At 56.4% G+C, this 25,488-nt stretch carries 27 protein-coding genes; 19 read left to right on the top strand and 8 right to left on the bottom strand.

The features are described from left to right. The first annotated feature begins 28 nt into the window (after positions 1 to 28). The 4 genes from rfaF (at position 29) to RZ35_RS14235 (ending at position 4,524) form a co-directional block, all read left to right on the top strand. On the top strand, positions 29 to 1,081 hold the full coding sequence (gene rfaF, locus RZ35_RS14250; RefSeq protein ID WP_026743924.1) for an ADP-heptose--LPS heptosyltransferase RfaF: 1,053 nt from the start codon (positions 29 to 31) through the stop codon (positions 1,079 to 1,081). After that, the gene (gene rfaC, locus RZ35_RS14245; protein WP_026743923.1) at positions 1,078 to 2,046 is read left to right on the top strand and encodes a lipopolysaccharide heptosyltransferase RfaC; all 969 of its coding nucleotides are present in this window, start codon (positions 1,078 to 1,080) and stop codon (positions 2,044 to 2,046) included. Before rfaF ends, rfaC begins: the two co-directional genes overlap by 4 nt. A 133-nt stretch (positions 2,047 to 2,179) precedes the next feature. Next, on the top strand, positions 2,180 to 3,562 hold the full coding sequence (locus RZ35_RS14240) for an O-antigen ligase family protein (protein ID WP_071999806.1): 1,383 nt from the start codon (positions 2,180 to 2,182) through the stop codon (positions 3,560 to 3,562). 110 nt (positions 3,563 to 3,672) lie between these two features. Next, positions 3,673 to 4,524, top strand: a complete 852-nt coding sequence (locus RZ35_RS14235) for a glycosyltransferase family A protein (protein WP_026743921.1) — start codon at positions 3,673 to 3,675, stop codon at positions 4,522 to 4,524. Between the two features lie 79 nt (positions 4,525 to 4,603). Here the strand turns inward: RZ35_RS14235 and RZ35_RS14230 are convergent, their stop codons facing one another. Together RZ35_RS14230 and RZ35_RS14225 are read right to left on the bottom strand one after the other, a co-directional pair. Then, positions 4,604 to 5,719, bottom strand: coding sequence for a glycosyltransferase family 9 protein (locus RZ35_RS14230; RefSeq protein ID WP_026743920.1), 1,116 nt, complete (start codon positions 5,717 to 5,719; stop codon positions 4,604 to 4,606). Further along, the gene (locus RZ35_RS14225; RefSeq protein ID WP_026743919.1) at positions 5,720 to 6,679 is read right to left on the bottom strand and encodes a polysaccharide deacetylase family protein; all 960 of its coding nucleotides are present in this window, start codon (positions 6,677 to 6,679) and stop codon (positions 5,720 to 5,722) included. A 207-nt stretch (positions 6,680 to 6,886) separates the two neighbouring features. On the opposite strand from RZ35_RS14225, the gene rfaQ reads away from it, so the two are divergent. The 7 genes from rfaQ (at position 6,887) to coaD (ending at position 13,770) form a co-directional block, all read left to right on the top strand. Beyond that, a complete protein-coding gene (gene rfaQ / locus RZ35_RS14220) occupies positions 6,887 to 7,957 on the top strand; it encodes a putative lipopolysaccharide heptosyltransferase III (protein WP_394296488.1) in 1,071 nt (356 codons plus the stop codon). Continuing rightward, the gene (locus tag RZ35_RS14215; protein WP_026743917.1) at positions 7,954 to 9,084 is read left to right on the top strand and encodes a glycosyltransferase family 4 protein; all 1,131 of its coding nucleotides are present in this window, start codon (positions 7,954 to 7,956) and stop codon (positions 9,082 to 9,084) included. The genes rfaQ and RZ35_RS14215 overlap by 4 nt, the downstream gene beginning before the upstream one ends. A 3-nt stretch (positions 9,085 to 9,087) precedes the next feature. Next, complete coding sequence (locus RZ35_RS14210) at positions 9,088 to 10,197, top strand: glycosyltransferase (RefSeq protein WP_026743916.1); 1,110 nt, start codon at positions 9,088 to 9,090, stop codon at positions 10,195 to 10,197. Positions 10,198 to 10,309: 112 nt separating this feature from the next. Next, positions 10,310 to 10,630 carry a hypothetical protein gene (locus RZ35_RS14205; protein ID WP_026743915.1) on the top strand — a complete coding sequence of 107 codons (321 nt, stop codon included), beginning with the start codon at positions 10,310 to 10,312 and terminating at the stop codon, positions 10,628 to 10,630. Between the two features lie 620 nt (positions 10,631 to 11,250). Continuing rightward, on the top strand, positions 11,251 to 12,528 hold the full coding sequence (waaA, locus tag RZ35_RS14200) for a lipid IV(A) 3-deoxy-D-manno-octulosonic acid transferase (protein ID WP_026743914.1): 1,278 nt from the start codon (positions 11,251 to 11,253) through the stop codon (positions 12,526 to 12,528). Next, positions 12,528 to 13,301, top strand: coding sequence for a glycosyltransferase family 2 protein (locus tag RZ35_RS14195; protein ID WP_081825734.1), 774 nt, complete (start codon positions 12,528 to 12,530; stop codon positions 13,299 to 13,301). The genes waaA and RZ35_RS14195 overlap by 1 nt, the downstream gene beginning before the upstream one ends. Continuing rightward, the gene (gene coaD / locus RZ35_RS14190) at positions 13,291 to 13,770 is read left to right on the top strand and encodes a pantetheine-phosphate adenylyltransferase (protein ID WP_026743912.1); all 480 of its coding nucleotides are present in this window, start codon (positions 13,291 to 13,293) and stop codon (positions 13,768 to 13,770) included. The genes RZ35_RS14195 and coaD overlap by 11 nt, the downstream gene beginning before the upstream one ends. 7 nt (positions 13,771 to 13,777) lie before the next feature. On the opposite strand, the gene mutM is transcribed toward coaD, so the two are convergent. The 4 genes from mutM to radC form a co-directional block, all read right to left on the bottom strand. Then, positions 13,778 to 14,587, bottom strand: coding sequence for a bifunctional DNA-formamidopyrimidine glycosylase/DNA-(apurinic or apyrimidinic site) lyase (mutM, locus tag RZ35_RS14185; RefSeq protein ID WP_026743911.1), 810 nt, complete (start codon positions 14,585 to 14,587; stop codon positions 13,778 to 13,780). A gap of 107 nt (positions 14,588 to 14,694) precedes the next feature. Beyond that, on the bottom strand, positions 14,695 to 14,862 hold the full coding sequence (rpmG, locus tag RZ35_RS14180; protein WP_026738454.1) for a 50S ribosomal protein L33: 168 nt from the start codon (positions 14,860 to 14,862) through the stop codon (positions 14,695 to 14,697). A gap of 11 nt (positions 14,863 to 14,873) precedes the next feature. Continuing rightward, positions 14,874 to 15,110: a 50S ribosomal protein L28 gene (rpmB, locus tag RZ35_RS14175; protein WP_005290060.1), complete on the bottom strand. Its 237-nt coding sequence runs from the start codon at positions 15,108 to 15,110 to the stop codon at positions 14,874 to 14,876. 238 nt (positions 15,111 to 15,348) lie between these two features. Then, positions 15,349 to 16,014 (bottom strand): RadC family protein, encoded by a 666-nt coding sequence (radC, locus tag RZ35_RS14170; RefSeq protein WP_026743910.1) that lies wholly within the window; start codon positions 16,012 to 16,014, stop codon positions 15,349 to 15,351. A gap of 195 nt (positions 16,015 to 16,209) precedes the next feature. On the opposite strand from radC, the gene coaBC reads away from it, so the two are divergent. The 3 genes from coaBC to slmA all read left to right on the top strand — a co-directional run bounded on the left by coaBC (position 16,210) and on the right by slmA (position 18,581). Then, on the top strand, positions 16,210 to 17,436 hold the full coding sequence (gene coaBC, locus RZ35_RS14165; RefSeq protein WP_026743909.1) for a bifunctional phosphopantothenoylcysteine decarboxylase/phosphopantothenate--cysteine ligase CoaBC: 1,227 nt from the start codon (positions 16,210 to 16,212) through the stop codon (positions 17,434 to 17,436). Further along, positions 17,420 to 17,878, top strand: coding sequence for a dUTP diphosphatase (dut, locus tag RZ35_RS14160; RefSeq protein ID WP_026743908.1), 459 nt, complete (start codon positions 17,420 to 17,422; stop codon positions 17,876 to 17,878). The genes coaBC and dut overlap by 17 nt, the downstream gene beginning before the upstream one ends. 106 nt (positions 17,879 to 17,984) lie before the next feature. Further along, the gene (gene slmA, locus RZ35_RS14155) at positions 17,985 to 18,581 is read left to right on the top strand and encodes a nucleoid occlusion factor SlmA (protein ID WP_026743907.1); all 597 of its coding nucleotides are present in this window, start codon (positions 17,985 to 17,987) and stop codon (positions 18,579 to 18,581) included. Between the two features lie 45 nt (positions 18,582 to 18,626). On the opposite strand, the gene pyrE is transcribed toward slmA, so the two are convergent. Together pyrE and rph are read right to left on the bottom strand one after the other, a co-directional pair. After that, the gene (gene pyrE / locus RZ35_RS14150; RefSeq protein ID WP_026743906.1) at positions 18,627 to 19,268 is read right to left on the bottom strand and encodes an orotate phosphoribosyltransferase; all 642 of its coding nucleotides are present in this window, start codon (positions 19,266 to 19,268) and stop codon (positions 18,627 to 18,629) included. A gap of 357 nt (positions 19,269 to 19,625) precedes the next feature. Beyond that, the gene (gene rph, locus RZ35_RS14145) at positions 19,626 to 20,342 is read right to left on the bottom strand and encodes a ribonuclease PH (RefSeq protein WP_026743905.1); all 717 of its coding nucleotides are present in this window, start codon (positions 20,340 to 20,342) and stop codon (positions 19,626 to 19,628) included. 188 nt (positions 20,343 to 20,530) lie between these two features. On the opposite strand from rph, the gene RZ35_RS14140 reads away from it, so the two are divergent. From RZ35_RS14140 to RZ35_RS14120, 5 genes are all read left to right on the top strand, one after another. Continuing rightward, positions 20,531 to 20,917, top strand: a complete 387-nt coding sequence (locus tag RZ35_RS14140; RefSeq protein ID WP_026743904.1) for a YidH family protein — start codon at positions 20,531 to 20,533, stop codon at positions 20,915 to 20,917. A gap of 10 nt (positions 20,918 to 20,927) precedes the next feature. Continuing rightward, positions 20,928 to 21,269 carry a DUF202 domain-containing protein gene (locus tag RZ35_RS14135; protein ID WP_026743903.1) on the top strand — a complete coding sequence of 114 codons (342 nt, stop codon included), beginning with the start codon at positions 20,928 to 20,930 and terminating at the stop codon, positions 21,267 to 21,269. Positions 21,270 to 21,587: 318 nt separating this feature from the next. Continuing rightward, positions 21,588 to 22,595, top strand: coding sequence for an N-acetyltransferase DgcN (gene dgcN / locus RZ35_RS14130; protein ID WP_026743902.1), 1,008 nt, complete (start codon positions 21,588 to 21,590; stop codon positions 22,593 to 22,595). Positions 22,596 to 22,599: 4 nt separating this feature from the next. Beyond that, on the top strand, positions 22,600 to 23,565 hold the full coding sequence (dgcA, locus tag RZ35_RS14125) for an N-acetyl-D-Glu racemase DgcA (protein ID WP_026743901.1): 966 nt from the start codon (positions 22,600 to 22,602) through the stop codon (positions 23,563 to 23,565). Positions 23,566 to 23,585: 20 nt separating this feature from the next. Next, positions 23,586 to 25,463, top strand: a complete 1,878-nt coding sequence (locus RZ35_RS14120; RefSeq protein WP_026743900.1) for an ABC transporter ATP-binding protein — start codon at positions 23,586 to 23,588, stop codon at positions 25,461 to 25,463. Positions 25,464 to 25,488: the final 25 nt, after the last annotated feature.

Here is a 25,488-nt window from a genome sequence, read left to right as displayed (position 1 = left end):
TGCGTTACCGTAGGGGATATCGAACGGTATGAAAATTCTGGTAATCGGTCCATCCTGGGTTGGCGACATGATGATGTCGCACAGTCTTTATCGCACGCTTAGGACCGAACTCCCGGATGCTGTCATCGACGTGATGGCGCCGGCCTGGTGTCGTCCGCTGCTGGCTCGCATGCCGGAAGTGAATCAAGCGCTGGCTATGCCGCTGGGCCACGGCGCGCTCCAGCTGGCTGAGCGTCGCCGTCTGGGCATCGCACTTCGGCCTCAGCGCTACGATCGTGCATACGTCCTGCCTAACTCATTCAAATCCGCGTTGGTGCCGTTTTTCGCGCAGATACCCCAGCGCACCGGCTGGCGCGGCGAAATGCGCTATGGATTGCTGAATGACGTTCGCGTGCTGGACAAGGCGGCCTTTCCGCTGATGGTGCAACGATACGTTGCGCTCGGCTATGACGCGAAGGCGATGAACAGCGCGGACGATCTGCCCGCCTCACTGCCGTGGCCGCAGTTACAGGTCTCCGAGACCGAAATCTCAGCGGCACTCGCCGAGTTCAGCCTGCCGGGCGACCGGCCGCTGATCGGGTTCTGTCCCGGCGCGGAATTCGGTCCGGCCAAACGCTGGCCGCATTACCACTACGGCGCACTGGCTCAAGCGCTGATCGAACGCGGCTATCAGGTCGCGCTGTTCGGTTCAGCCAACGACCGTCAGGCAGGCGAAGACATTCGCAACGCCCTGACAACACAGGCTCAGGCCGATTGCTTCAATCTGGCAGGCAATACCACGCTGGATCAGGCGGTCGTGCTGCTCGCCGCCTGCCGCGCCGTGGTCAGCAACGACTCCGGTCTCATGCACGTCGCCGCCGCGCTGAATCGGCCGCTCGTCGCCCTCTACGGTCCCAGCAGTCCCGACTTCACTCCGCCGCTTTCCAACGACGCGGAAGTGATCCGCTTGATCAGCGGCTACCATCGTGTACGCAAAGGCGATGCGGAACAGGGGTATCATCAGAGCCTGATCGACATTCATCCGGAACAGGTGCTGAACGCGTTGGAAAAACATGTGAATGTGCGAGGAGCACAGGCATGAGAGTGCTGATTGTGAAAACCTCCTCGATGGGAGATGTCCTGCACACCCTACCCGCATTAACCGACGCGATGCATGCCGTGCCCGGCATCCAATTCGACTGGGTGGTGGAAGAGGGATTTTCCCAAATCCCTGGCTGGCATCCGGCCGTTGACCGGGTCATCCCAGTTGCAATTCGCCGCTGGCGCAAAAGCTGGTTCAGCCCCGCCGTTCGCCAGGAGCGTTCTACGTTTAAACAAATGCTGCGTTCCCGACGTTACGATGCGATCATCGACGCGCAGGGACTGATCAAAAGCGCGCTGTTGGTCACGCGCCTGGCGCGTGGTAATAAACACGGGCTGGACTGGAAGAGCGCCCGCGAACCGCTGGCCAGCTGGTTTTATCAATACCGTCACCGAGTGGCGCGCGAGCAGCATGCCGTCGAGCGCATTCGTGAACTGTTCTCAATCAGCCTGAACTATCGCCGACCTACGGAAGCCGGGGATTTTTCAATTGCAGCCAAATTCCTGACCTCCCCCCCGGAAGACGCCGGGCGTTATCTGGTCTTCCTGCACGCCACCACCCGCGACGAGAAGCACTGGCCGGAAGATCACTGGCGCGAACTGATCGCGCTGACGCAACCGAGCGGCCTACGCATCAAACTGCCGTGGGGAGCGGATCATGAGCACCAGCGCGCGCTACGGCTCGCGAAAGGTTTCCCCCACGTGGACGTTCTGCCGCGGCTGAATCTGGAACAGGTGTCCAGGGTATTGGCCGGCGCAAAGGCCGTCGTATCGGTGGATACCGGGCTGAGTCACCTGACGGCGGCGCTCGATCGGCCGAATATTACGCTCTATGGCCCGACGGATCCGGGACTCATCGGTGGATACGGGAAAAATCAGACCGCCGTCGTATCCCCAGATAAAACGATGTGTTCAATCACCAGCGCTGATATTTTTTCCCGCTTGCCGCTTGATCAAAAAACATGATTCTAACGACAAAAAGACAAATAAGAATATTCCATCTCATCAATGGGATACTTTGATGTCATGTTTAACCTTGATGATATGAAGCATACAAAATACAGAATAGGGAGCTGGAGATTCTTCCCAGAAGGTAAATATGTCGATATCGATCCATAAACCCATTGCGCTATTTTTACTGGTAATAACGTTATTGCTGTGCTCTTTTTGGGCTATTCCCAGCAAACTTTTGCCCTTCCATCGGAATTTACTTATTTATAGCGCCTTCGTCTTTTCCTTGTTACTTTTTTTCAAAGACCGACGCTTTTTGCAAAATCTCAACGCAGCAAAGTTAAAAAATGTGCTGATGATATTAGGCATAATGACCGTCGTAACGTTGTCATGTTCACTCTTATTTTCACACCACTTGCACGAGACGTTAAGGGCCTGGCACAGTCAATGGATGAGGCCGCTGATGTTATTTGTTTATGGCCTGGTCTTTTATTCGATAATTGCGTTTAATTTTCCAAACTTGAGCTATAAAAAACTGATTACCGCCATCATTCTGAGCTTTTGGGCGCCGATCTTCCTCCATATTCTGACGATTGCTTATATTTACTTTAAGTCCGGCGCTATCATGTGGGGAGAAACCTATATCTTCCCATCGCGTCTGGAACTCAGCTTTCAAATCAACCTGATAAGCATCATCATCTTCTCTGATTTGCTGTTGCGCCTATTGGAAAACCGCCGACTGCTGACGTTGAATACCTGGATTGTCGTCACGCTAGTTATTTTCAACGTCATCGCTACCGGTCTTGCAAATACCCGGTGGGGCACGGTCGGCATGATCTTCGGAATATCTTCCATCAGCCTGATTTTTATTATTAGAAAAATCAACGCCATTAATTTGGGGAAATTAAGCCTATACTCGCTGCTTATAGTTTGTACGGTAATGAGCGTCGGCCTGTTTTCCTATGAAAAAGATCCTCGCTGGAAAAGCATCGTAGAAGATGTAGAAATTGGTTGGAATGCCCCCAGCAACAGCTTTTGTTTTATTTTCAATAGCCCGGAACGCGTAATTCCGCTGCACGCAGATGGCACGCCGGTCAGCCATTCTAACGCCTGTCGTATCGCCTATGTCCACCAGGCAACGAAATTTATCGTGGAACATCCGTTGGGAATTGGCACCAGCAAANCCGCTTTTCTACAACGATTGCATGAGAAATATCGCAATCCGCTGATCGATATCAGCCATAGTCATAGCGGTCTTCTGGAATATGGTTTGCAATACGGCGTTCTAGGAATGCTACTGTGGATCATTTACAACCTTATGATATTTAAAATATCCATTCGGGCATTCTTTAAAGAAAACAAAACCGTTGGCGTAGTGCTATTACTCCTTTCGAGTGGTTTTTTCTTCCGGTCAATGGTAGACAGAATATTATTAGATCATTATATGGAAGAATATATGTTCCTGAGCGGGCTACTCTTGGGGATTCTTGCCTATAAACCGGTGCCGTCCACGAAAATCGCGAACGGTTGAAGTTACACGGAATATCATCAACGTCATGATGGTATTCCGTTTTTTATTGCATACAGTGTATTCAACCATATAATAACTTTAGTTTAATTATTATTTACTTATAGGCCGTCATGGAAAACATTCTAGAAATTAACAGGGTTGATAAGTCACATATCAAACTAAGCTACGTCACCCACTTTTATTGCAACCAAAGCGATATCGAGTCCGTTATCTCGCTGTTGCGCGAGTACGAGCAGTACTCCCCCGATCTGCTGGACGTCATCCAGTTCGTCATCGTCGACGACGGCTCCCCGGTCAGCTATGAGATTCCAGAATTCAACCTGAACCTTGTCTGGCTCAAGATTAACGAGAACATTCCGTGGAACCAGGCCGGCGCACGGAACCTCGGCGTGCTGTATGCCAAGTCCGACAAAATCGTCATGACCGATCTCGACCACATCATCCATGAGAATACGCTGCGCTACATGACGGAAAGGCGTAATCCGGGACGCACCTTCTTCAAGCTCTATCGCAACTCGCCGGAAAACCCGCAGAAAATCTACAAAGGCCACTCCAACCTGTTCTTTATGTCGCGCGCCCGATTCATGCGCTTCTTCGGCTACGATGAGGAGTTTGCGGGCAACTACGGAGCGGAAGATTATCGCTTCGTGAAATACCAGAAGTATCACGGATCCATTCAGCGTTATTTATCGAAGAAATACCTTTGTTCAGAAAGGAATGTGAACCGCAATAAGTCGTATCACACGCTGGACCGCGATCTCTCCGCCAATACGCCCGTCGATGATAAAAAGAAACATGAGATAGAAACCTACGGCGATGAGTTCGGCCACAGCAGAATGTTTCTAAACTTCAGCTGGAAAATCGTAAAAAACGTCCACCGTACGCCGCCTGCGCGTAAGAAAAACACGCTCTGGAAACCCATGTGGTGGTTCAGATACCTGTTCGGTTTTCTGGCCCGCTAAACAACACGCCCCTGCCTTTCGGCAAGGGCGTTTTTACTAGCTCAATCAGACAGGCCGTCAAAGATATAGCGGTACAGCCTCAGCGAAGCATACCTTCCGCTTGCGTCTTTATCCGTTCGATACGATGCGCGACCCGGTCAATCACCTGCTGCGGCTTAATCGCCTCCATCACATGACCTTGCTGGATAGCGAGGTTGTTGGTGGCGCCATAAATCACATCGTGCAGGTCAGGATCCTGATAGGGTCCGGTACTGTGCGGCTCCGCGGTCACAAACAAACTCACCGTCGGCACCTTAAGCGCTATCGCAATATGCAGAGGCCCGGTATCCCCGGTCACCAGCACATCCATACCGTTGATCAGCCCCACCAGCTCTTTCAGATTGGACGAACCGATATGGTTAACGATGCGAGAATGCAGCGCCGGATCGACCTGCCGCAGCAGCGACTCGGCCAACGGACTATCCCCAGACCACCCCGTCAGCGCAATCTGGCAGGTCGGGTCCGTGGCAAGAAAATGCTCGGCCACCGCGGCGAAATACTCAACCGGCCAGCAGCGCTCAGACGTTGAGGCTCCCATCTGAAAACCAATCACCGTGCCGCGCCCCGCTTTGTCGACAGGTGCCACCGCAAAAGGGATGCGCATGCTGATATCGCTGACGTCCGCCCCCAGCATAGAGACCAGCGCCAGCTTGCGCTGAATAACATGTCCGCGAAATCCGATGACATATCCCGCCAGCCAGCGATCCATCGGCGTAATGCCGTCGACATAGTTATCGCGCAACACGTATTTCGCCCCTGACATCACCGCGCTTAGATAATCATAAGGATCGTGTGAATGCAGAATGATGGCCAAGTCGGGCATACCGAACTGTTGAATGTCCCGCACCAGCTGAGGAACCGTTTTGATTTTGGTATTCCAGCATACGACATGCTGCCAATCGTCCCCGTCTTCAACAAAGGCTTCCAGCTTCTTGTGCACGACCAGCGTGATCTTCGCCTGGGGGAAGCGCTGGCGCACCGCATGGATCGCCGGCGTATTGAACATCAAATCGCCCAGCGCGGTCGTGGAATAAATGACGATATGGGAGAACGCGCTCTCCGTAACGAGCTGCTGCGAAGGCTGAAGCCGCCCCTTGCCGCGAGTGTACAGACGCAAAAACAGATCAACGAGCTTAAATTTCCAGCCTTTCTTCATCTAATCAGCCTTAATTCCCTGATAAAATTCCGACAACGTTTTGCCCTCTGTTTTTTCCGCGAGCGAAGCGAATAACGCGTCTAGGTCGCGATACAGCATTTCGATATCTTGCTCGGTAGTGAACGTAGGGCTGCCTCCCGGCATAAATTCGGACGAGTGGAGCATGAACTCCACGTAGTCGCTGCCATCGGCCAACATCTTTTCGACCACCGATTCCATCTGACGCAGGTTGCCGCCTTTCGGCCGCACCCAATTCACGGAAGCGCTGCGCTGTTTTCCGCGCAGGCAATCGTATATCCGTGTCATCGCGTTGAGTAGCCCACTGTGCTTATACTGAATGCTCATCGGCACTTCCAGTAATGTGGAGTTCCCCGGCTGCGCAATATTATTCGGGTCCATGAAGTAAGCATGGTGTGGGAAGCGGCTATAGTCTGTGCCGCCCTGCCCGTTCGGGTCGCCCTGCGAATACCGCCAGTTCACCAGCGGCGTGACGGAACAGTCAATCTCATAGCCATACTCCATCAACAGCTGAACGTACTCTTCGTTCAACGCCCAGCGGCCAGCGCGATGGCTGCGGATTTTACGCTGGAACGTATCTTCGAGTAACGACGTTATGTACTCAATTTTCCGTCGCATCAACGCCTTAGGGTATTCGATCAGATAAGGTTTATAGCGCCAATCATTCCCGGTCAGATCAAACTCAGGCGGATTGTTCCAGGCATGTAGGTGCATCCCAACCTCGCCTTGGTCTCGGGCGATGACGTCCCTGGCGAACTCTATATAAGCGGGATCCAGCGCCATCTCGTAATTCGTCAACCAGGTGGGCTTGAAACCGTATTTTTCACAGAGCTGCTGAAATCGTGGCAAATAATGAGAATTTCTTGTCGAAATCTTGTCATTATTCTGCCAAAGATTATCTCCTTCCGTGTCGATCGTGATGATAAATGCTGGTTTACACATGGAAATTGCGCCTGATAATCTTAGGACGTAAAGTACGTCGGTGACGTGGGCAGCCTAAACCGCTACCGTCACCCTGAAAAGTCATTATTGTAACTGAAGATGTTGCTACGCAGGTAAAAACGGAGAACACAGTTCGTCGGGGATCAATAGTAGCCACTCTTGGCGATGTCATCTAAAATCGCCCTCTGCTTGCAATGAGAAACGTCGCTGATGAATCACACCACAGCCCATGCCGTCAGGCATATTCTGCTGATAAAATTTCGCCATCATGGCGACATGCTGTTAACCACTCCGGTCATCAACACCCTGAGTCAAACCTATCCAGATGCCGAAATCGATGTGCTGCTGTACCTCGAAACGCAGGACATGCTGGTAGCCAATCCACGCATCCATCGCATTTTCGCCATCGATCGCCAATGGAAGAAACAAGGACTGCGGACCCAGCTCAGCAAAGAGTGGCAGTTGATCGGCCAGTTGCGTCATCAGCGCTACGACCTCGTCATTAACCTGGCCGATCAGTGGCGAAGCGCTTTGATAGCGAAACTGACCGGCGCGCCGGTGCGGTTGGGTTTCGACTTTGAGAAACGTCAACACCCGCTCTGGCGATACTGCCACAGCGATTTAGTCAGCTCCGAGCAGCATGGGCAGCAGCATACCGTGGAACAAAACCTGTCCATCCTCTCACCACTGGGCATTCCTTCCGTCAGCACGCAAGTCACGATGGGGTATACCGCTGAAGACTGGGCGCAGTGTCAGAAGAAACTGCGGCAGCAGCAGGTTGACGGTCCCTACATCGTCGTCCAGCCGACCTCCCGCTGGCTCTTCAAATGCTGGAGCGAAGAGAAAATGGCGGCGGCGATTTCTGCACTGAGGCAGGACGGGCACACGATCGTCGTGACATCCGGACCCGATGTCAAAGAGCAGAAGATGGTATCCGATATTCTCGCCCACTGCCCGACCCACGGCGTGGTCTCGCTCTCCGGCCAGCTAACATTGCGCCAGCTGGCGGCGCTTATCGACCATGCACGCCTGTTTTTGGGCGTAGATTCCGTCCCCATGCATATGGCAGCCGCCCTGCAAACGCCCAGCATCGCCCTGTTCGGTCCTTCCAAACTGCACTTCTGGCGTCCCTGGCAGGCGCCGGGAGAGGTGATCTGGGCCGGTGATTACGGCACGCTACCCGATCCGGATGATATCGATACCGGCACACAACAACGCTATCTCGACCTGATCCCCGTCGAGGCGGTAACGGCCGCGGTACGGAGACAACTATCATGAGTCATTTTCGCCTCGCCATCGTGCGGCAGAAATATCGGCCGGACGGCGGCGCCGAACGCTTTGTAAGCCGCGCGCTGGAAGCGCTGGAAGATGAAGATTTACAGCTGAACGTTATTACGCGTCAGNGGCAGGGTGAAAAGAAGCCGGACTGGCATTTGCACCTGTGTCATCCCCGCTACTGGACCCGAGTCGGGCGTGAACGCGGATTCGCCGACGCTGCCCGCGCCCTGTGGCAGAAAGAGCAGTTCGATTTGGTGCAGAGCCACGAACGTATCGCAGGATGCGACATTTATCGCGCGGGCGACGGCGTTCATCGTCGCTGGCTCATGCAGCGCGCGCGTCTGCTTCCCGCCTGGCGCAAACCGTTACTGTTCTCCAACCGATTCCATCGCTACATCATGCAGGCCGAAGGCGATATGTATCGGGCGCCGCAGCTGAAAGCGGTCATCTGCAACGCAGAATTGATTAAGCAGGAAATTATCGAAGAGTTTGGTCTCAGCGCGGATAAGATCCACGTCATTTATAACGCTATCGACAGCACGCGCTTTTTACCCGCGGAAGAGTCGCAGCGCCGGGCGATGCGCACCGCGCTGACGCTGCCGCAAGACGCCTGCGTGATGGTTTACGTCGGCTCCGGCTTCGAGCGCAAAGGGCTAGCGGCCGCCATCCGGGCTGTCGCCGGAACGAACCGCTACCTCATCGTCGTCGGGCAGGATAAAGCGGAACGTCAATACCGGGCGCTGGCGGCTTCATTGGGATGCGAATCGCGTATCCGGTTTACCGGTATGCAGAAAGATCCGCAGCCTTACTATCATGCGGCTGACGGCCTGCTGCTGCCGACGCTCTACGATCCCTTCCCCAACGTGATTCTGGAAGCGATGGCCTGCGGACTGCCGGTCATCACGACCACGACCTGCGGCGGATCGGAATTCATCCGGGCCGGTGAAAATGGTTTCGTCTGCGATGCGCTCGATATCCCGGCGCTGACCGATGCCGTGATGGCGCTGCCCGTCGCCGCACCCGGCAGCCGCATGGGCGACGCGGCGCGCGCGCGCATTATCGATGCGTCGCCGCAAAAGCTTTCTCAGCAGCTTATCTCGCTCTATCGAACCCTATTGGACGAATAACACATGCGTATCTTGATGATCATCGACGGTCTGCCTGGCGGCGGCGCAGAAAAAGTGGTGTTGACGCTGGCCGCAGGCTTTGTGGCTCAGCGCCATCAAGTTTCGCTATTTTCGCTGCGCGACGTCTGCGAATACCCTGTGCCAGAAGGCGTGGATTATCAGACGATCGCCGACCACAGCCGAGCGCCCTGGCGCAAGCTCACCGAACTTCGCCGCCGCGCCGCAATGCTGGATGCGGCGATCCAACGTACGCAAGCGCAGCTGGGACCGTTTGATCTGGTGTTGTCAAATCTGCACAAGACCGACCGCATTGTGGCCCGCAGCCGGGCGCTCAATCCCGACAACGTCTGGTTCTGCCTGCACGGCATGTTCTCCCCGTCGTATCTCGGCCATCGAACCGGTCTATCCCGTTGGTTGAAACGCGCCAAAATTCAACGGGTCTACCAGCAACGCAACATCGTTGCGGTGTCTCAAGCGGTGCTGTCGGATTTACAAAGCGCCTTTCAGGTACGGCCTTCCAACGCGGCAGTCATTAACAACCCGTTTGATTTTGCGGCGATTGCCGTACTGGCTGACCAGCCCTGCGAACGCGCCGGGACGGATTATCTGGTGCACGTCGGTCGTTTCCATCCCAACAAACGTCACGACCGTCTGATTCGTGCCTATGCGCTGAGCGGCATCGAGATGCCGTTGGTCTTGTTGGGTAAAGGCCGGGACGAGGAAGTACAGCGCATACGACAGCTGGCCGTCGAGTTGGGCGTGGCCGATCGCGTTATTTTCCAAGGGTTCTGCGACAACCCCTACCCTTATATCCGCCATGCCCGACTGCTGGTGTTGAGTTCCGACAGCGAAGGCTTCGGCAACGTGCTGGTTGAAGCGTTGAGCTGTGGAACGCCGGTCGTCAGCACCCGCTGTCCCGGAGGGCCGGAAGAGATCCTGACCGGCCCATTGGCTCAGGGTCTCGCGGCGTTGACCGACGACTCGCTGGCAGCGGCGCTGAAGTCGGTTCTGGCGTCTCCGCCGGAAATCGACAAGTCCCAGCTGGAGCGCTACCGCATCGAATCGATATGCGCGGCCTATCTCGCGCTTGCAGAGCGTCAATCGGCTCACTGACCGCCGCGATTTTACGGCAGTGCGGCCCTGACACGCTTTTCAGCGCTACCGCATCCGCAGCGGGAGACAAAATGCCTCCCGCGTGTTTATTAACATTCCGGCTATACCTCGTATGCACGACGAGGCTGTCGGAATTTATCTGAAAGAGCGGGATAAAACGCCCGCCGGAGACGACAACAACGAACCGGTATCCTCCATTGTTCACAGAAAAATAGGCGAATACGCACAATTCTGTTTCGTTTTTTTCATCGGAAGAAAATGGGCTATCAAAGAAAATAACGCCGGGGGAGATAATCCTGACTCTGTTCTTCGCATCGAGCTTCTCTACCAAATAAGCGCAACGTCGAGAAAACAGGAATACACCGCGAAGAATCAAGGCCCATTCGCCGGTATTACTACGCGATATTTTCGCGAAACGCCCGTGCCACATTGAAACGGAACCGGCTCGATGCAATAAGCAACATATGAAACATTATCCTTATAATTCAATTGGTTGTCTTCTGTAATATAATTTTCTTTGACTCATCGACAAAGGAGCTATGCCGTCATGGGTATCTCTGGCTACCGCGATGCGAGGACGAAAAGAAAATAAATACCCAAAAGTTTCGATACTTTATTTCGAATAATTAATTAACGCAGAGAATATTCACTGAAATAGTAAATAGCGATGCGATAAGACAAAAAACAGAGAATATATTCACCGGCTATTTAGCCTTTTGTTAATAATGACGAGACTTGATAACACCCGTATGAGGTTATTAATTGAGGATGTCATTTCGCTCTCTTTTTTCAATTTTTATTTACATAAATCATATGATTTTTGCACAACGCCATTATGGGTAAATGCATGGCGCCACTTACCTTAAAGACTAGTTATTACAGCGAGTTACGTCCAGATGACGACACGACGCATGAGTTGCAACATATTGATTAAACGCGTATTACACCCAGGCCCCAAGAAAAGGGATATCCCGGCCTCCGTTATCGTAAATGATAGATTTAGCGTCTATAAATATATAGAATTCGCTATCTCTGACTTAAATATAGATACTTATGTTACAGCTGCTGTATACCGTTCTGCTTTACCTCATCCAGCCTCTGATCTGGATTCGTCTTTGGCTACGCGGCCGTAAAACCCCTGCCTATCGCAAACGCTGGGGCGAACGTTATGGCTTTTACAAAGACACCGTAAAACCGGAAGGTATCCTGCTGCATTCCGTTTCCGTGGGAGAAACACTGGCCGCCGTCCCGCTGGTGAGAGCGTTACGCTACCGCTATCCGTCGCTGCCCATCACCGTGACCACCATGACGCCGACCGGCTCGGAACGCGCGCAATCCGCCTTTGGCAAAGACGTGTACCACGTCTATCTCCCTTATGATTTACCGGGCGCGATGAAACGATTTTTAAATCACGTTCAGCCACGGCTGGTCATTGTGATGGAAACCGAACTTTGGCCCAATATGATCGATGCCCTGCATCAGCGCCATATTCCGCTGGTCATCGCCAACGCACGTCTTTCCGAACGCTCCGCCGCCGGTTACAAAAAGCTGGGCAAGCTGATGCGCACCCTGCTACGACGTATCACCCTGATCGCCGTTCAGAATGCGGAAGACGGCGAACGGTTTATTTCGCTGGGCCTCAAGCGCAAACAGCTGAACGTCACCGGCAGCCTTAAATTTGATATCTCCGTGACACCGGAGCTGGCGGCGAAGGCGGTGACGTTACGGCGTCAATGGGCTTCCCAACGCCCGGTGTGGATTGCCGCCAGCACCCATGACGGCGAAGAGAAGATCGTTGTCGACGCACACTGCGAACTGCTGAAGACCTTCCCTAACCTGCTGCTGATTCTGGTGCCGCGCCACCCAGAGCGTTTCAACGACGCCAAAACCATCGTCAGCAAGGCCGGTCTCGATTATACCATGCGCAGCGAGGGTGCTATCCCGCCGGCCTCATCGCAGGTGGTCATCGGCGATACAATGGGCGAACTGATGCTGCTCTACGGCATCGCCGACCTGGCTTTTGTCGGCGGCAGCCTGATTGGACGCGGCGGCCATAACCCACTGGAGCCAGCGGCGCATGCCATCCCGGTACTGATGGGACCGCATACGTTCAATTTCAAAGATATCTGCGCCCGATTGCAGCAGTCCGATGGTCTGATCACGGTGACGGACACCGCCTCCTTGGTCGAACAGGTCAGCAATCTTCTCTCCGACGATGACTATCGCCAGTATTACGGCCGTCACGCGGTACAGGTGCTGCATAAAAATCAGGGCGCGCTGCAAAGTCTGCTAAAACTACTGGAACCTTATCTACCGCCGCGGAGACAATAATGAGCCATCCTCGCCTGTCTGTTGTGCTCATCAGCCGTAATGAAGCAGAGCTGCTGCCGGACTGCCTCGCCTCTGTTTCCTGGGCGGACGAGATCATCGTTCTGGATTCCGGCAGCTGCGACGATACGCAGGCGANCGCCCGTCAGTACGGCGCACAGGTGTTCCAGCATCACGACTGGCCGGGCTTCGGCCGACAACGACAACGGGCGCAAAGCTACGCCAGCGGCGACTATATCTTCATGATCGACTGCGATGAGCGCGTCACACCCGAGCTGAAACTCGCGATCGAGCAAGTGCTCGCGGCGCCCGATGGAAAAACCGTCTACCGCTGCGCGCGCCGCAATCTGTTTTTAGGTCGGTTTATGCGCCACAGCGGCTGGTATCCCGATGAGGTGATCCGCCTCTACCCGCGCCACTATCGCTACAACGATAACGCGGNGCATGAGTCGCTGGATTACGGCGACGCGCGCGTCGTTTCGCTGGCAGGCGATCTAGAACATCTCACTTGCCGGGACTTTTTCGCGTTTCAGCAAAAGCAATTCGACTACGCTACCAGCTGGGCGCAGTCGCGTTTTGAGGCGGGTAAACGCTGTAGCTACCTTTCCATCCTGACCCATACGCTCGGCGCTTTCGCCAAGACCTGGCTGCTGCGCGCCGGCTTTCTGGACGGCAAGCGCGGACTGCTGCTGGCGATAGTCAATGCGCAGTATACGTTTAATAAATATACTGGCTTGTGGGCACTGAATAACCAGCGTAAACATCATGACGACTAGAGCGATTTATCCCGGCACCTTCGACCCATTGACCAATGGCCATCTCGACCTGCTGACCCGCGCCGCCCGGATGTTCGACCATCTCATCCTGGCGATTGCCGCCAGTCCCAGCAAAAATACGCTGTTCACGCTGGAAGAACGCGTTGCGCTGGCGTGCGAAGTGACAAGCCATCTGACCAACGTGGAAGTCATGGGATTCAGCGAACTGATGGCGCATTTTGCCCAGAAGCATCAGGCGACTATTTTGGTGCGCGGACTGCGGGCGGTATCGGACTTCGAATATGAGTGGCAGTTGGCGAAGATGAACACGCATCTGATGCCCGAACTGGAGAGCGTGTTCCTGATGCCTGCGGAGCAATGGTCCTTTATTTCGTCCACACTGGTGAAAGAGGTCGCCCGGCACGGCGGCGACATCGATCCGTTTCTTCCTCCGCCCATCTCGGCGGCCCTGCGGAAAAAGCTGGCCTGACGCGCCGTCAGCGCTGGCAGGTGCGGCAATAAAACGTGCTGCGCTGCCCTTGTTTCAAACTTTCGATCAACGTCCCGCAGTGGCGGCAAGGTTCGCCGCAACGGCCATAGACCTGCAGTTCCTGCGCGAAATAGCCCGGTTTGCCATCTGACTGCAAAAAATCACGCAGCGTGGTTCCGCCTTGCTCGATAGAACGTAGCAGCACTTTCTTGATGGTGACCGCCAAGAGTTGGAACTCAGCCTCGCTCAATGAGCCTGCGGCTCTCTCCGGCGAAATACCCGCGCTGAACAGGGATTCGCTGGCGTAGATGTTACCCACGCCGACCACGAGCTTGTTATCCATGATCCAAAGCTTTATCGGCGTCTTGCGGCCCCGCGATTTCTCGAACAGGTAGTCGCCGCTGAACGCATCACTGAGCGGTTCCGGACCCAAATGAGCCAGCACGGAACTTGTCGCCGGATCCGCGCTCCACAGCCAGGCGCCGAAGCGTCGCGGGTCTGTATAGCGAAGCACCTTGCCGCTATCCAGAACCAGATCAACATGGTCATGCTTACCGGGTTCCATGTATTCAGGCAACACGCGCACACTGCCGGACATACCGAGATGGACGATAATCCAACCGCGAGTCAGCTCGATCAACAGGTATTTAGCGCGACGCTGTACGCTGAGCACCGCTTCATCGCTCAATGACATAACTTCAGGGGATACCGGCCAGCGCAGGCGCGCGTTGCGCACTTCCGCATGCAAAATGGTGTGTCCGACCAGATGAGGTTCGATACCCCGGCGACTGGTTTCCACCTCTGGTAATTCAGGCATGTTTCCTCCCGTGAAAAGTCATGGTCAACACTCTACCACAGCCGTATTCGCCAATTGCAGACACAAAAAAACCCGGCCGAGGCCGGGTTTTTGATAATCCACTAAAATTATTTGATTTTAGCTTCTTTATAGATCACATGCTGACGGACAACGGGATCGAATTTCTTCAGTTCCAGTTTTTCCGGCTTAGTGCGCTTGTTCTTCGTAGTGGTATAGTAGTGACCAGTACCAGCAGAAGAAACCAGCTTGATCTTCTCGCGAACACCTTTAGCCATGATTCAGTTCCTTAATACTTCTCACCACGGGCACGTAAGTCGGCCAGAACCGCCTCAATACCCTTTTTATCGATAATACGCATACCTTTAGCAGATACGCGCAGCGTAACAAAGCGCTTCTCACCTTCCACCCAGAAACGGTGTGAGTGCAGGTTCGGCAGAAAACGGCGTTTGGTCGCATTCAGTGCGTGGGAACGGTTGTTACCCGTCACCGGACGCTTGCCAGTAACTTGGCAGACTCGGGACATGTCTATTCTCCAAAAATCAAATCAGCTCGAGCTTCGTATAGGGTATTGGCCGCCTCGTCAGGCTCTAGAGCCCATCTCAGCAACTTCACTGAAAAGACTCTGTCATCAGGGGAAACCTGCTGAGATAGGCTCTTAACGCCACACCCAAGATTCTCAAAGGNGGCGTAGTATACGCTCTGAAGCGTATGCGCTCAAGTCCCGAACAGCTAAAGATCCCTCAGGATCGTCGAAATATGCCTTAAATCCACCCGCGCTCAGCAAAAGAGACGTACTCACCGTGCCCGATAACCAGGTGATCAAGCACGCGGATGTCCAGCAATTGACATACTTTGACGATATGTTCCGTAATGGCGCGGTCAGCCTGACTGGGCTCTGCCTTTCCCGACGGATGGTTGTGCGCCAGAATCAACGCGGCTGCATTCGCCTTCAGCGCCTCACGAGCAATTTCTCGCGGGTGCACCTCTACGCAGTTAATCGTACCAGCAAACATCTCCTGATGGCGAATGACACGATGCTGATTGTCTAGAAAAAGGACTAAAAAAACTTCGCGTTCACGATGCGCCAGCAACAACTGGAGATATTGCAGCGTCACCTCCGAGCTGATCAGGGCGTCTTCGCGCGCTAATCGTGAGGCAAACAGCCGCCGCGACAGCTCTCCCACCGCTTGCAACTGCGTATATTTGGACAGCCCGATACCGCGAGCTCTGCAAAACTGGGTCTGTTCCGCCGTCATTAACTGATGCAGCGACCCAAACTGGTTCAGTAGATTTTCCGCCAACTGCATAACATGCGTTCCCGGCAATCCGGTACGCAAAAAAATGGCGAGCAGTTCCGTATCCGTCAATGCACAGGCCCCATTCCGTATCAGTTTTTCCCTTGGTGCCTGCCCGTTTAACCACATCATGATAGTGTCTCCCTCCCTGAGTCTTGGGGGCATTCTGGCATGCGGACTGGGGGTGAACGAGGGGCCGGAGGGAAAGATGCGAGGCAATACGCAATCGGTCATTGCAACAAGCTCCTCCATGACAAGATTCCGTTTCCTTTGGACGCTTATGGTAAAATGCCCGACACTTTCTTTAGCTCACACTCGGACACAACGATGACGGAACTCTCCAGTCTGCTCGCGCTCGCCGGCAAACATATCGTACTGGGTATCAGCGGAGGCATCGCCGCCTACAAATGCCCCGAGCTGGTCCGCCGCCTACGGGATGAAGGCGCGGAGGTACGCGTAGTGATGACNCCTGCCGCTAAAGCGTTCATCACGCCGCTCACACTTCAGGCCGTCTCCGGCTATCCGGTGGCGGACGACTTACTGGATCCGGCCGCTGAAGCCGCGATGGGGCATATCGCGATCGGGAAATGGGCGGATTTAGTGATTGTCGCCCCCGCATCGGCTGACGTTATCGCCCGACTGGCGGTCGGTATGGCCAACGACCTGCTGACGACGGCCTGTCTGGCCAGTGCCGCGCCGCTGGCCGTCGCGCCGGCGATGAATCAACAGATGTATCGCGCTCTGCCGACGCAGGACAACCTCGCGCGGCTGACCGAACGCGGCGTGCATGTTTGGGGGCCGGACAGCGGCAGCCAAGCCTGCGGCGACGTCGGCCCCGGCAGAATGCTTGACCCGATGGATATCGTGGAACAGGCGAAGCAATTTTTCGCGCAAACCGCCGATCTGCAGCACCTGAACTTCTTGATTACCGCAGGGCCGACGCGAGAAGCGCTGGACCCGGTCCGTTTCATCAGTAATCACAGTTCCGGTCAGATGGGTTTCGCCATTGCCGAAGCGGCTGCGGCGCGCGGCGCGGCGGTCACGCTGGTGGCCGGCCCGGTCGATCTGCCCACGCCCAACGGCGTACGGCGTATCGACGTCGCCAGCGCGCTGGAAATGCATGAAGCGGTCATGTCCGCCNCCCCCGAACAGCACATCGTGATCGGCTGCGCCGCCGTAGCGGACTATCGGGCAAAAAATGTGGAGAGTGAAAAAATCAAAAAGCAGGGCGATGAAATGACTGTCACCCTGATAAAAAATCCGGATATCATCGCCGACGTTGCAGCGATTCAGGCTCATCGGCCTTATGTTGTCGGGTTTGCTGCCGAAACCACTAATGTGGAAGAATACGCGCGGNAGAAACTGGCCAGCAAAAAACTGGATTTAATCTGCGCAAACGACGTGTCCCAAGCCGACCGCGGATTCAATGCGAAAACCAACGCGTTGCACCTTTTCTGGCACGGGGGAGACAAACAGTTGCCGCTCGGCAGCAAACGTCTCCTGGGCCAACAGCTAATTGACGAGATTGTCAGCCGATATGACGAAAAAAATTGACGTAAAAATTATCGATCCCCGCATCGGACAGGAATTCCCGTTGCCGACGTATGCCACGCCGGGTTCCGCTGGTCTGGNCCTGCGCGCCTGTCTGGATAGCGCCGTAGAACTTGGCGCGGGCGAAACCACCTTACTGCCGACCGGTATGGCCATTCACATCGGCGACCCTTCGCTGGCGGCGGTGATTCTGCCTCGTTCCGGTTTGGGCCATAAGCACGGTGTGGTGCTGGGCAATCTGGTCGGGCTGATTGACTCCGACTATCAGGGCCAGTTGATGGTGTCCGTCTGGAACCGCGGCTCGACGCCGTTTACGATCGAACCCGGCGAGCGCATCGCGCAGATGGTCTTTGTGCCGGTCGTTCAGGCTGAATTCAATCTGGTTAACGAATTCACCGACAGTGAACGCGGAGAAGGGGGTTTCGGTCACTCGGGCCGTCACTGATCCACATCTATTCTTTCGAAAAAACCTATTAGCCACAGCGTAACTAACGCGACTGTGGCGCTATCTGGTGTGGGCAGTTGAATCATTATCAAGGGTCTTTTCAGACATGGCAGAGAAAGAAAATACGAAAAGGAACCGTCGCGAGGAAATCTTGCAGGCACTGGCGCAGATGCTGCAATCCAGCGACGGCAGTCAACGGATCACTACCGCGAAACTGGCTGCAAACGTCGGCGTATCTGAAGCGGCACTTTACCGGCACTTTCCCAGTAAAACCCGGATGTTCGACAGCCTGATCGAATTTATCGAAGACAGCCTGACAACCCGTATCAACCTGATTTTGCAGGATGAAAAGGAGACATTTAATCGTCTTCGTCTGATTTTGCTGCTGATTTTAGGATTTGCCGAAAAAAATCCGGGATTGACTCGTATCCTGACCGGACATGCCTTGATGTTTGAGCAGGATCGCCTGCAGGGAAGAATCAACCAGCTGTTCGACCGTATTGAATCTCAGATCAAGCAGGTTCTACGGGAACACAAAATGCGCGGCGGTGAACCGTTCAAGAACGATGAAACGCTGCTTGCCAGCCAACTGTTAGCCTTCTGCGAAGGCATGTTGTCCCGCTATACCCGTTCGGAGTTTCGCTTCCTCCCCACCCAGGAATTCGACCTGCGCTGGCCGATGTTGGCCGCCCAGCTCGCCTAACGTCAAACGCTGGCAGCACCGCTCACCGGCGGCGCTGCCACATGGTTAAACGCCGTAACGATCGCGATAGGTCTGCACTGCGGTCAGATGTTCCGCCATCTCCGGCTTCTCCCGCAGATAGGTGATAAGATCCTTAAGGGTGATGATGGAAATCACCTGACACGCATAATCCCGTTCCACTTCCTGAATCGCGGAAAGCTCGCCGCGCCCACGTTCCTGACGATCTAACGCAATCAAAACGCCTGCCAGCGACGCGCCCTGCGCGGAAATGATATCCATCGACTCACGGATTGCCGTGCCCGCCGTGATGACATCGTCCACCAGCATGATGCGCCCCTCCAGCGGACTGCCGACCAGACTGCCGCCTTCGCCATGATCTTTGGCTTCCTTCCGATTGAAGCAGTAGGGCAGATCGCGATCGTGATGTTCCGCCAGCGCCACCGCCGTCGTCGTCGCGATAGGAATGCCTTTGTAGGCTGGCCCGAACAGCACGTCGAATTCGATAGCCGCATCCATCAGCGCCGCGGCATAAAAACGCCCCAATAAAGCCAGATCGCGCCCGGTATTAAACAGCCCGGCATTGAAGAAATAGGGGCTGGTGCGCCCGGATTTCAGCGTGAATTCGCCGAACTTTAATACCTGCTTGCTGAGTGCGAATTCAATAAACTGGCGTTGATAGGCTTTCATGACAACTTCTCCTGTGATGATGGATGAATACCCGGCGACAAACCGAAAACCGCGCCCTTCAGCCAACCGACCTTTGCCGTCGACTGAGAAATACCCTCTGACGTAACCTTATGATGACAAAAAACACTCGGCGTTTTGCTCCCCTCAGCGGATAACATCTCAACTCCGCGCCTGACGCAGGGCACATCGCGCTGCCGCAAAGGGCTACAACCCGCCAACATTGCATATTCAGGGATGAACCTACGATGCCGCACAGTGAATGATCGTGCCCAAACGTCAAGCGCGGTGATCCACATCGCCGGCGGTTTTATTCCGACGAAAAAAAAGCGACCCTCCAGGCCGCTTCTTCAAGACGCTTTATTCCGCCAGCGCCGCTTTCTGCGCCTGGATAATCGTTTCAATGCCCCCTCGAGCCAGCGCCAATAGCGCCAATAGCTCGTCGTGGCTGAACGGTTCACCCTCTGCGGTGCCCTGCACCTCAATCATGCGACCGTCTTCGGTCATGACCACGTTCATGTCCGTTTCTGCGGCAGAGTCTTCGACATACTCCAGATCGCAGAGCGCTTCGCCGTTGACGATACCGACGGAGACCGCGGCCACCATGCCTTTCAGCGGGTTTTTCTTCAGCTTGCCTTTAGCAACCAACGCATTTAGCGCATCTGCCAGCGCCACGCAGGCACCGGTGATGGAGGCGGTGCGGGTGCCGCCGTCGGCCTGCAAGACGTCGCAATCCAGCGTGATGGTATATTCGCCCAGCGCTTTCAGATCGAGCGCAGCACGCAGAGAACGGGCGATCAGACGTTGAATTTCCAGCGTACGTCCGCCCTGTTTGCCGCGTGCGGCTTCGCGTGCGTTACGGGTGTGCGTCGAACGCGGCAGCATGCCGTATTCTGCGGTAACCCATCCCTTGCCCTGCCCTTTCAGGAAGCGCGGTACGCCTTCTTCCACCGTGGCGTTACACAACACTTTGGTATCGCCGAACTCGACGAGGACGGAACCTTCCGCGTGTTTGGTGTAATGACGGGTTAACGTGAGCGGGCGTATCTGTTGTGCACTTCGGCCTGTAGGGCGCATGGCTTCTCTCCGGCGGGTGAATGTTGACTGGCGCGCATTATACGGACTTCACCCGGCCCTGCCTACCGGCCCGGCGGATTAAAACGGGCGCGAAGAGCGCCAGCGACGGCGGCCCGAACGGCTGGAGCGACCTGCTTTCGGCATGTAAACTGTTAGCTCGACTTTTCATCAGCCAGTGAATTTACGCCATGCGTGACGCGCGACAAACTGACCCAGATCCTAACACCCCACTCCCCTGGCAGCAGCAGGGAACGGCCCCGGACTACCGTTTCTCTCTCGCCAATGAACGCACGTTCCTCGCCTGGATCCGCACCGCGCTGGCCCTGCTGGCTGGCGCGGTCGCCATCGACCAGTTTACGACGACGCTAGCGTCCCCTGCCGTACGACAGGGGATTGCCGTGCTGTTGGCTCTGGCCGCGGCCTTGATGGCGGGAATGGCCTACCGGCGCTGGGCGGGCAACGAACGGGCGATGCGCAACGGCCTTCCCCTACCCTACACTTCTATGTTGGTCGTCTTCGCCTGCGGACTTGGCGCGGTAGCCATCGCGCTGGCGCTGCTGATCGTGCAGCTGTAGGGTGCCGACGATGCCGTCTCCCCCGTCGCCGCGCGACCCAGGCGTTCAGCCGGAACGCACCGTGCTGGCGTGGTCGCGTACCGCCATCCTGTTGCTGGTCAACACGGCCCTGTTGCTGAAGGCCGGAACATTGAGCACCCAACCGCTGCTGCTGGCCGCCGGTCTTCTGCTGTTGCTGGCGTCGCTGGCGATTTTCATCTGGGTTCCGTTGCGCCTGCGCGCCATCCAGCGCGCGCCGCAGACCCACAGCATACCACCTACGATCCTCATGCGCGGATTCACGCTGACCTTGATTTTGATCGCCTTGCTGATTGCCGGGCATGCGTCATTTTCTCTGCTTTTGGCCCTATAACACGGAATTATCACGCGCCGCAGTCGCACCCAAACGTCTTATTTATCTCTCAAAAACAATTAATTAGATAAAAATTCACCTATACCCTCAGGCTATACCCCACCGACAAACAAGTATTCGTCACCACGCAGGCATCGTGAAATAGTCATAGGCAGAGAACTGGCTCCCGGCAGGCACGAACGACGCAGAAGATGACAACAGCGCAACGTCGGGCCGACACGGTACACAAGCGGTTCGCCGGATGGAAACCGGTTCGCGTCGACATCCCCCGAGCCCCGAAGGTTCTGCCCTATTCCATTAACGATGAGAAACGACATGATGCTGATCCCTCANCCTTACCTGCTTTTCCTTGGCGACGTGACCGNCCCTCTGGCGATTAAAACCGCACGCGGCATCCACGCGTGGCGTCCGGAGCAGTGCGTTGGCCAACTGCGCCTGCCGGGCAGCACCCTTTCGCTGGGTCTGGNCGATCTGGATATCGCCGCCGCCGCTGAGCGAGGCGCTAAAACGCTGGTGCTCGGCACGGCCAATGCCGGGGGTTTTCTGCCGCCACACTGGCTGGACACCGTACGCGCCGCGATTGAGGCCGGCATGAATGTCGCCAACGGTTTGCACCAGCGTCTGGTTGACGTCCCGGGCCTGCAAGCGCTGGCAGAGCAGCATCAGGTACAGCTGTTCGACATCCGCCACATGCGTCCGGCACTGTCCGTCGGCTCCGGTGAAAAACGCAGCGGTAAACGCATACTGACCGTTGGCACCGACTGCTCCGTCGGCAAAATGTACACCTCGCTGGCGCTGGAAGCGGCGATGCGCGATCTGGGCATGAAGGCGGACTTCCGCGCCACCGGCCAGACCGGCGTGCTGGTCGCAGGCGAAGGCATCGCGATTGATGCGGTCATCGCCGACTTCATCGCCGGAGCCGCCGAAGCGCTGTCCCCCGCCAACGACGAAGATCACTGGGATATCGTGGAAGGTCAGGGTTCCCTGTTCCACCCCTCTTACGCGGGCGTCAGCACCGGCTTGATCCACGGCGCGCAGCCGCACTGGCTGGTGATGTGCCACGAAATGGGCCGTCCGCACATGCGTCATCTGCCGCACCAGCCGATGGTGAGTCTGGAGGAGTGCGTGGATGCCAACCTGCGCGCCGCGCGCGTCACCAGCCCGGAGGTGAAGCTGGCCGGTTTCGCCATCAACACCTCCCACTACACTGAACAGGAAGCGCGTGAGTACTGCCAGGAGATCAGTCGACGCTTTGGCGTGCCGGCGACCGACTCCGTCCGTTTCGGCATGCAGGACATCGCCGCGCTGTTGAAAGAGCAGGAGTAAGCCAATGCGACAGATGCAGATCGAAACCGTGGAATTGCCCCTGGCTCGTCCGTTCGCCATCTCTCGCGGTACGCGCACGGCGGTCACCGTAGTGCGGGTCACGCTGGAAGAACGCGGCTTTATCGGCCGCGGCGAATGCACCCCGACAGCCCACTATCAGGAAACGCCTGAAGGCGTCGTCCGGCAGCTGGAAACGGTGCGGGATGCCGTAGAACGCGGCGTTTCACTGACCGACCTGCAATCTTTACTGCCGCCGGGCGCGGCGCGCAATGCGATTGACTGCGCGCTGTGGCGGCTCAACGCGGCGTTGAACAAACAGACGCTGTGGCAGCATCTGGCCATTCAGTCGCCGCAGTCCGTCATCACCGCCGAAACGCTGAGCCTCGACACGCTGGAAAACATGGTCAAGGCCGCAGCTGACGCGGTATCCCGCGGCGCGCTGCTGCTAAAAATCAAGCTGAACGCCGAGCAAATTGTGGAGAAAGTGGCGGCCATTCGTCAGGTGGCGCCCAACGTGACGCTGATTGTCGACGCCAACGAAGCCTGGGGAGAGCACGATCTGGGGCCGCTGCTTCAGCAGCTCGCCGCCTGCCGTGTCGCGATGGTGGAACAACCGCTGCCCGCCGGAGAAGACGGCGCGCTGGCGGATTTCATCCACGCCATTCCGATCTGCGCCGATGAAAGCTGCCATCACGGCGGAGATATCGCCGCGCTGCGCGATCGCTACGAGATGATCAACATCAAGCTCGACAAGTGCGGCGGCCTGACCGAAGCGCTGGCGATGGTCAATGAAGCCAAGCGGTGCGGTCTGCGCATCATGATCGGCTGCATGCTCGGCTCCTCGCTGGCGATGGAAGCCGCGCTACCGGTCACGCTCAGCGCCATCCATGTTGATCTGGACGGCCCCATCTGGCTGGCGGCGGACAGCGCCCCTTACCTGACCTATAACCTCGGCCGCATTTGGCTATAACCGCATACACCGGAGTGACGATGACGGATACCCAGTCCACAAAGCCGACCACCGCCATAGCATCCGGCAGCGCACCGCGTCCGGTGCTGGAAATCAACGACCTGAGCGTCAGTTTCAACGGCCGATCCGGCAACCATTTGGCGCTGAAAGGCGTTTCGTTCACGCTCAACAAGGGGGAAGTGGTGGCCGTGGTGGGTGAAAGCGGCTCGGGTAAATCGGTGACCTCGCTGACGGTCATGGGCCTGCTGGCCCCCTCTGCGCGCATCGAGCGGGGGGATATTCGTTTCACCACCCGCGGCGGCGAGCAGCNCTCGCTGCTGCCCATGAAAGACGACGCTCGCCGCCAACTGCGCGGCCGGGAAATGGCGATGATTTTTCAGGAGCCGATGACCTCCCTGAACCCCGTGCTTAAGGTGGGGGATCAACTGACCGAAGCGCTATTAGATCATCAGATCTGCGATGCGGCCGCCGCCGACGGCAAGGCCCGGGCGCTGCTGCGCAAGGTGCGTATCGCCGACGTCGATCGGGTGATGAACAGTTACCCGCATTCGCTGTCCGGCGGCATGCGTCAGCGGGTGATGATCGCGCAGGCGCTGGCCTGCGATCCGCAATTGCTGATCGCCGATGAACCGACGACGGCGCTGGACGTCACCGTGCAGGCGCGCATTCTCCAAATCCTGCGCGACCTGCAACAGCAAAGCGACATGGCCGTCCTGTTTATCACCCACGACATGGGCGTCGTCGCGGAAATCGCCGACCGGGTCGTGGTGATGTACCGGGGCGAAGTGGTCGAAGAGGGGACGGTCGAAACCATTTTCACCGCGCCGCAGCACCCGTACACCCAGGCGCTGCTGGCCGCCGTTCCGAAACTGGGCGACATGGAAAACAGCCGCTGGCCGCGCCGCTTCCCGCTGCTGGGCCAGAGCCAGAAAACGCCTGAAAGCGNCCACATCACCGCGCGTTACGACGCGCCGCCGCTGTTGGATATCCGCGGCCTCAAGGTTTACTACCCGGTACGCACCGGCATCTTGTCCCACGTCACGCACCACGTCCACGCGGTGGAGCAGATCGACTTCAGCGTCTGGCCGGGCGAAACGCTGGCGATTGTCGGCGAAAGCGGCTGCGGCAAATCCACCACCGGACGCGCGCTGCTGCGGCTGGTCGACAGCGAATCCGAAAGCATTCAGTTTCAGGGCAAAGAGGTGTCGCTGATTCGGGACAAAGCGTTTCAACCGCTGCGCCGCAAGATGCAAATGGTGTTTCAGGATCCCTACGCCTCGCTCAACCCACGTCTGACCGTGGGATTTACTATCGCCGAACCGCTGATGCTGCACGGGCTGGTGAAGTCGCTGGAAGAGGCGACGCCGCAGGTGCAGGCGCTGCTGAAAAGCGTCGGTCTGGAGCCGGAGCACGCCCAGCGCTATCCGCATGAATTTTCGGGCGGACAGCGCCAGCGCATCGCCATCGCCCGCGCCATGGCGCTGCAACCGGAAGTGATCATCGCCGACGAGGCGGTGTCCGCGCTCGACGTGTCCATTCAGGCGCAGGTCGTCAACCTGATGATGGATTTACAACAGAAGACCGGCGTGTCGTGGATTTTTATCTCCCACGATATGGCGGTGGTGGAGCGTATCGCCAACCGCGNCGCAGTCATGTACCTCGGGCAGATTGTGGAAATCGGACCCCGGCAGTCCGTGTTTAATCACCCGCAGCACCCCTATACCCGCCGCCTGCTGTCCGCCGTGCCGGTGGCCGATCCCCTGCGACGCAGCGAACGTCAGTGGGACGACAGCGAAATGCCTTCCCCGCTGAAAAAAGCCAGCGAGAAGGTCGCCAAGGCGACGTATCGCCGGGTCGCGCCGCACCACTGGGTCAGTATTCACGAAAACAACGCATAAAAACGCTTATTCGAATCACAACATC

The sequence above is a fragment of the Lonsdalea quercina subsp. quercina genome (genome assembly GCF_000688655.1).
Classification (GTDB): Bacteria; Pseudomonadota; Gammaproteobacteria; order Enterobacterales; family Enterobacteriaceae; genus Lonsdalea; species Lonsdalea quercina.
Note: the sequence above shows the minus strand (reverse complement) of the source record. Positions and strands in the feature narration are given on the sequence as shown.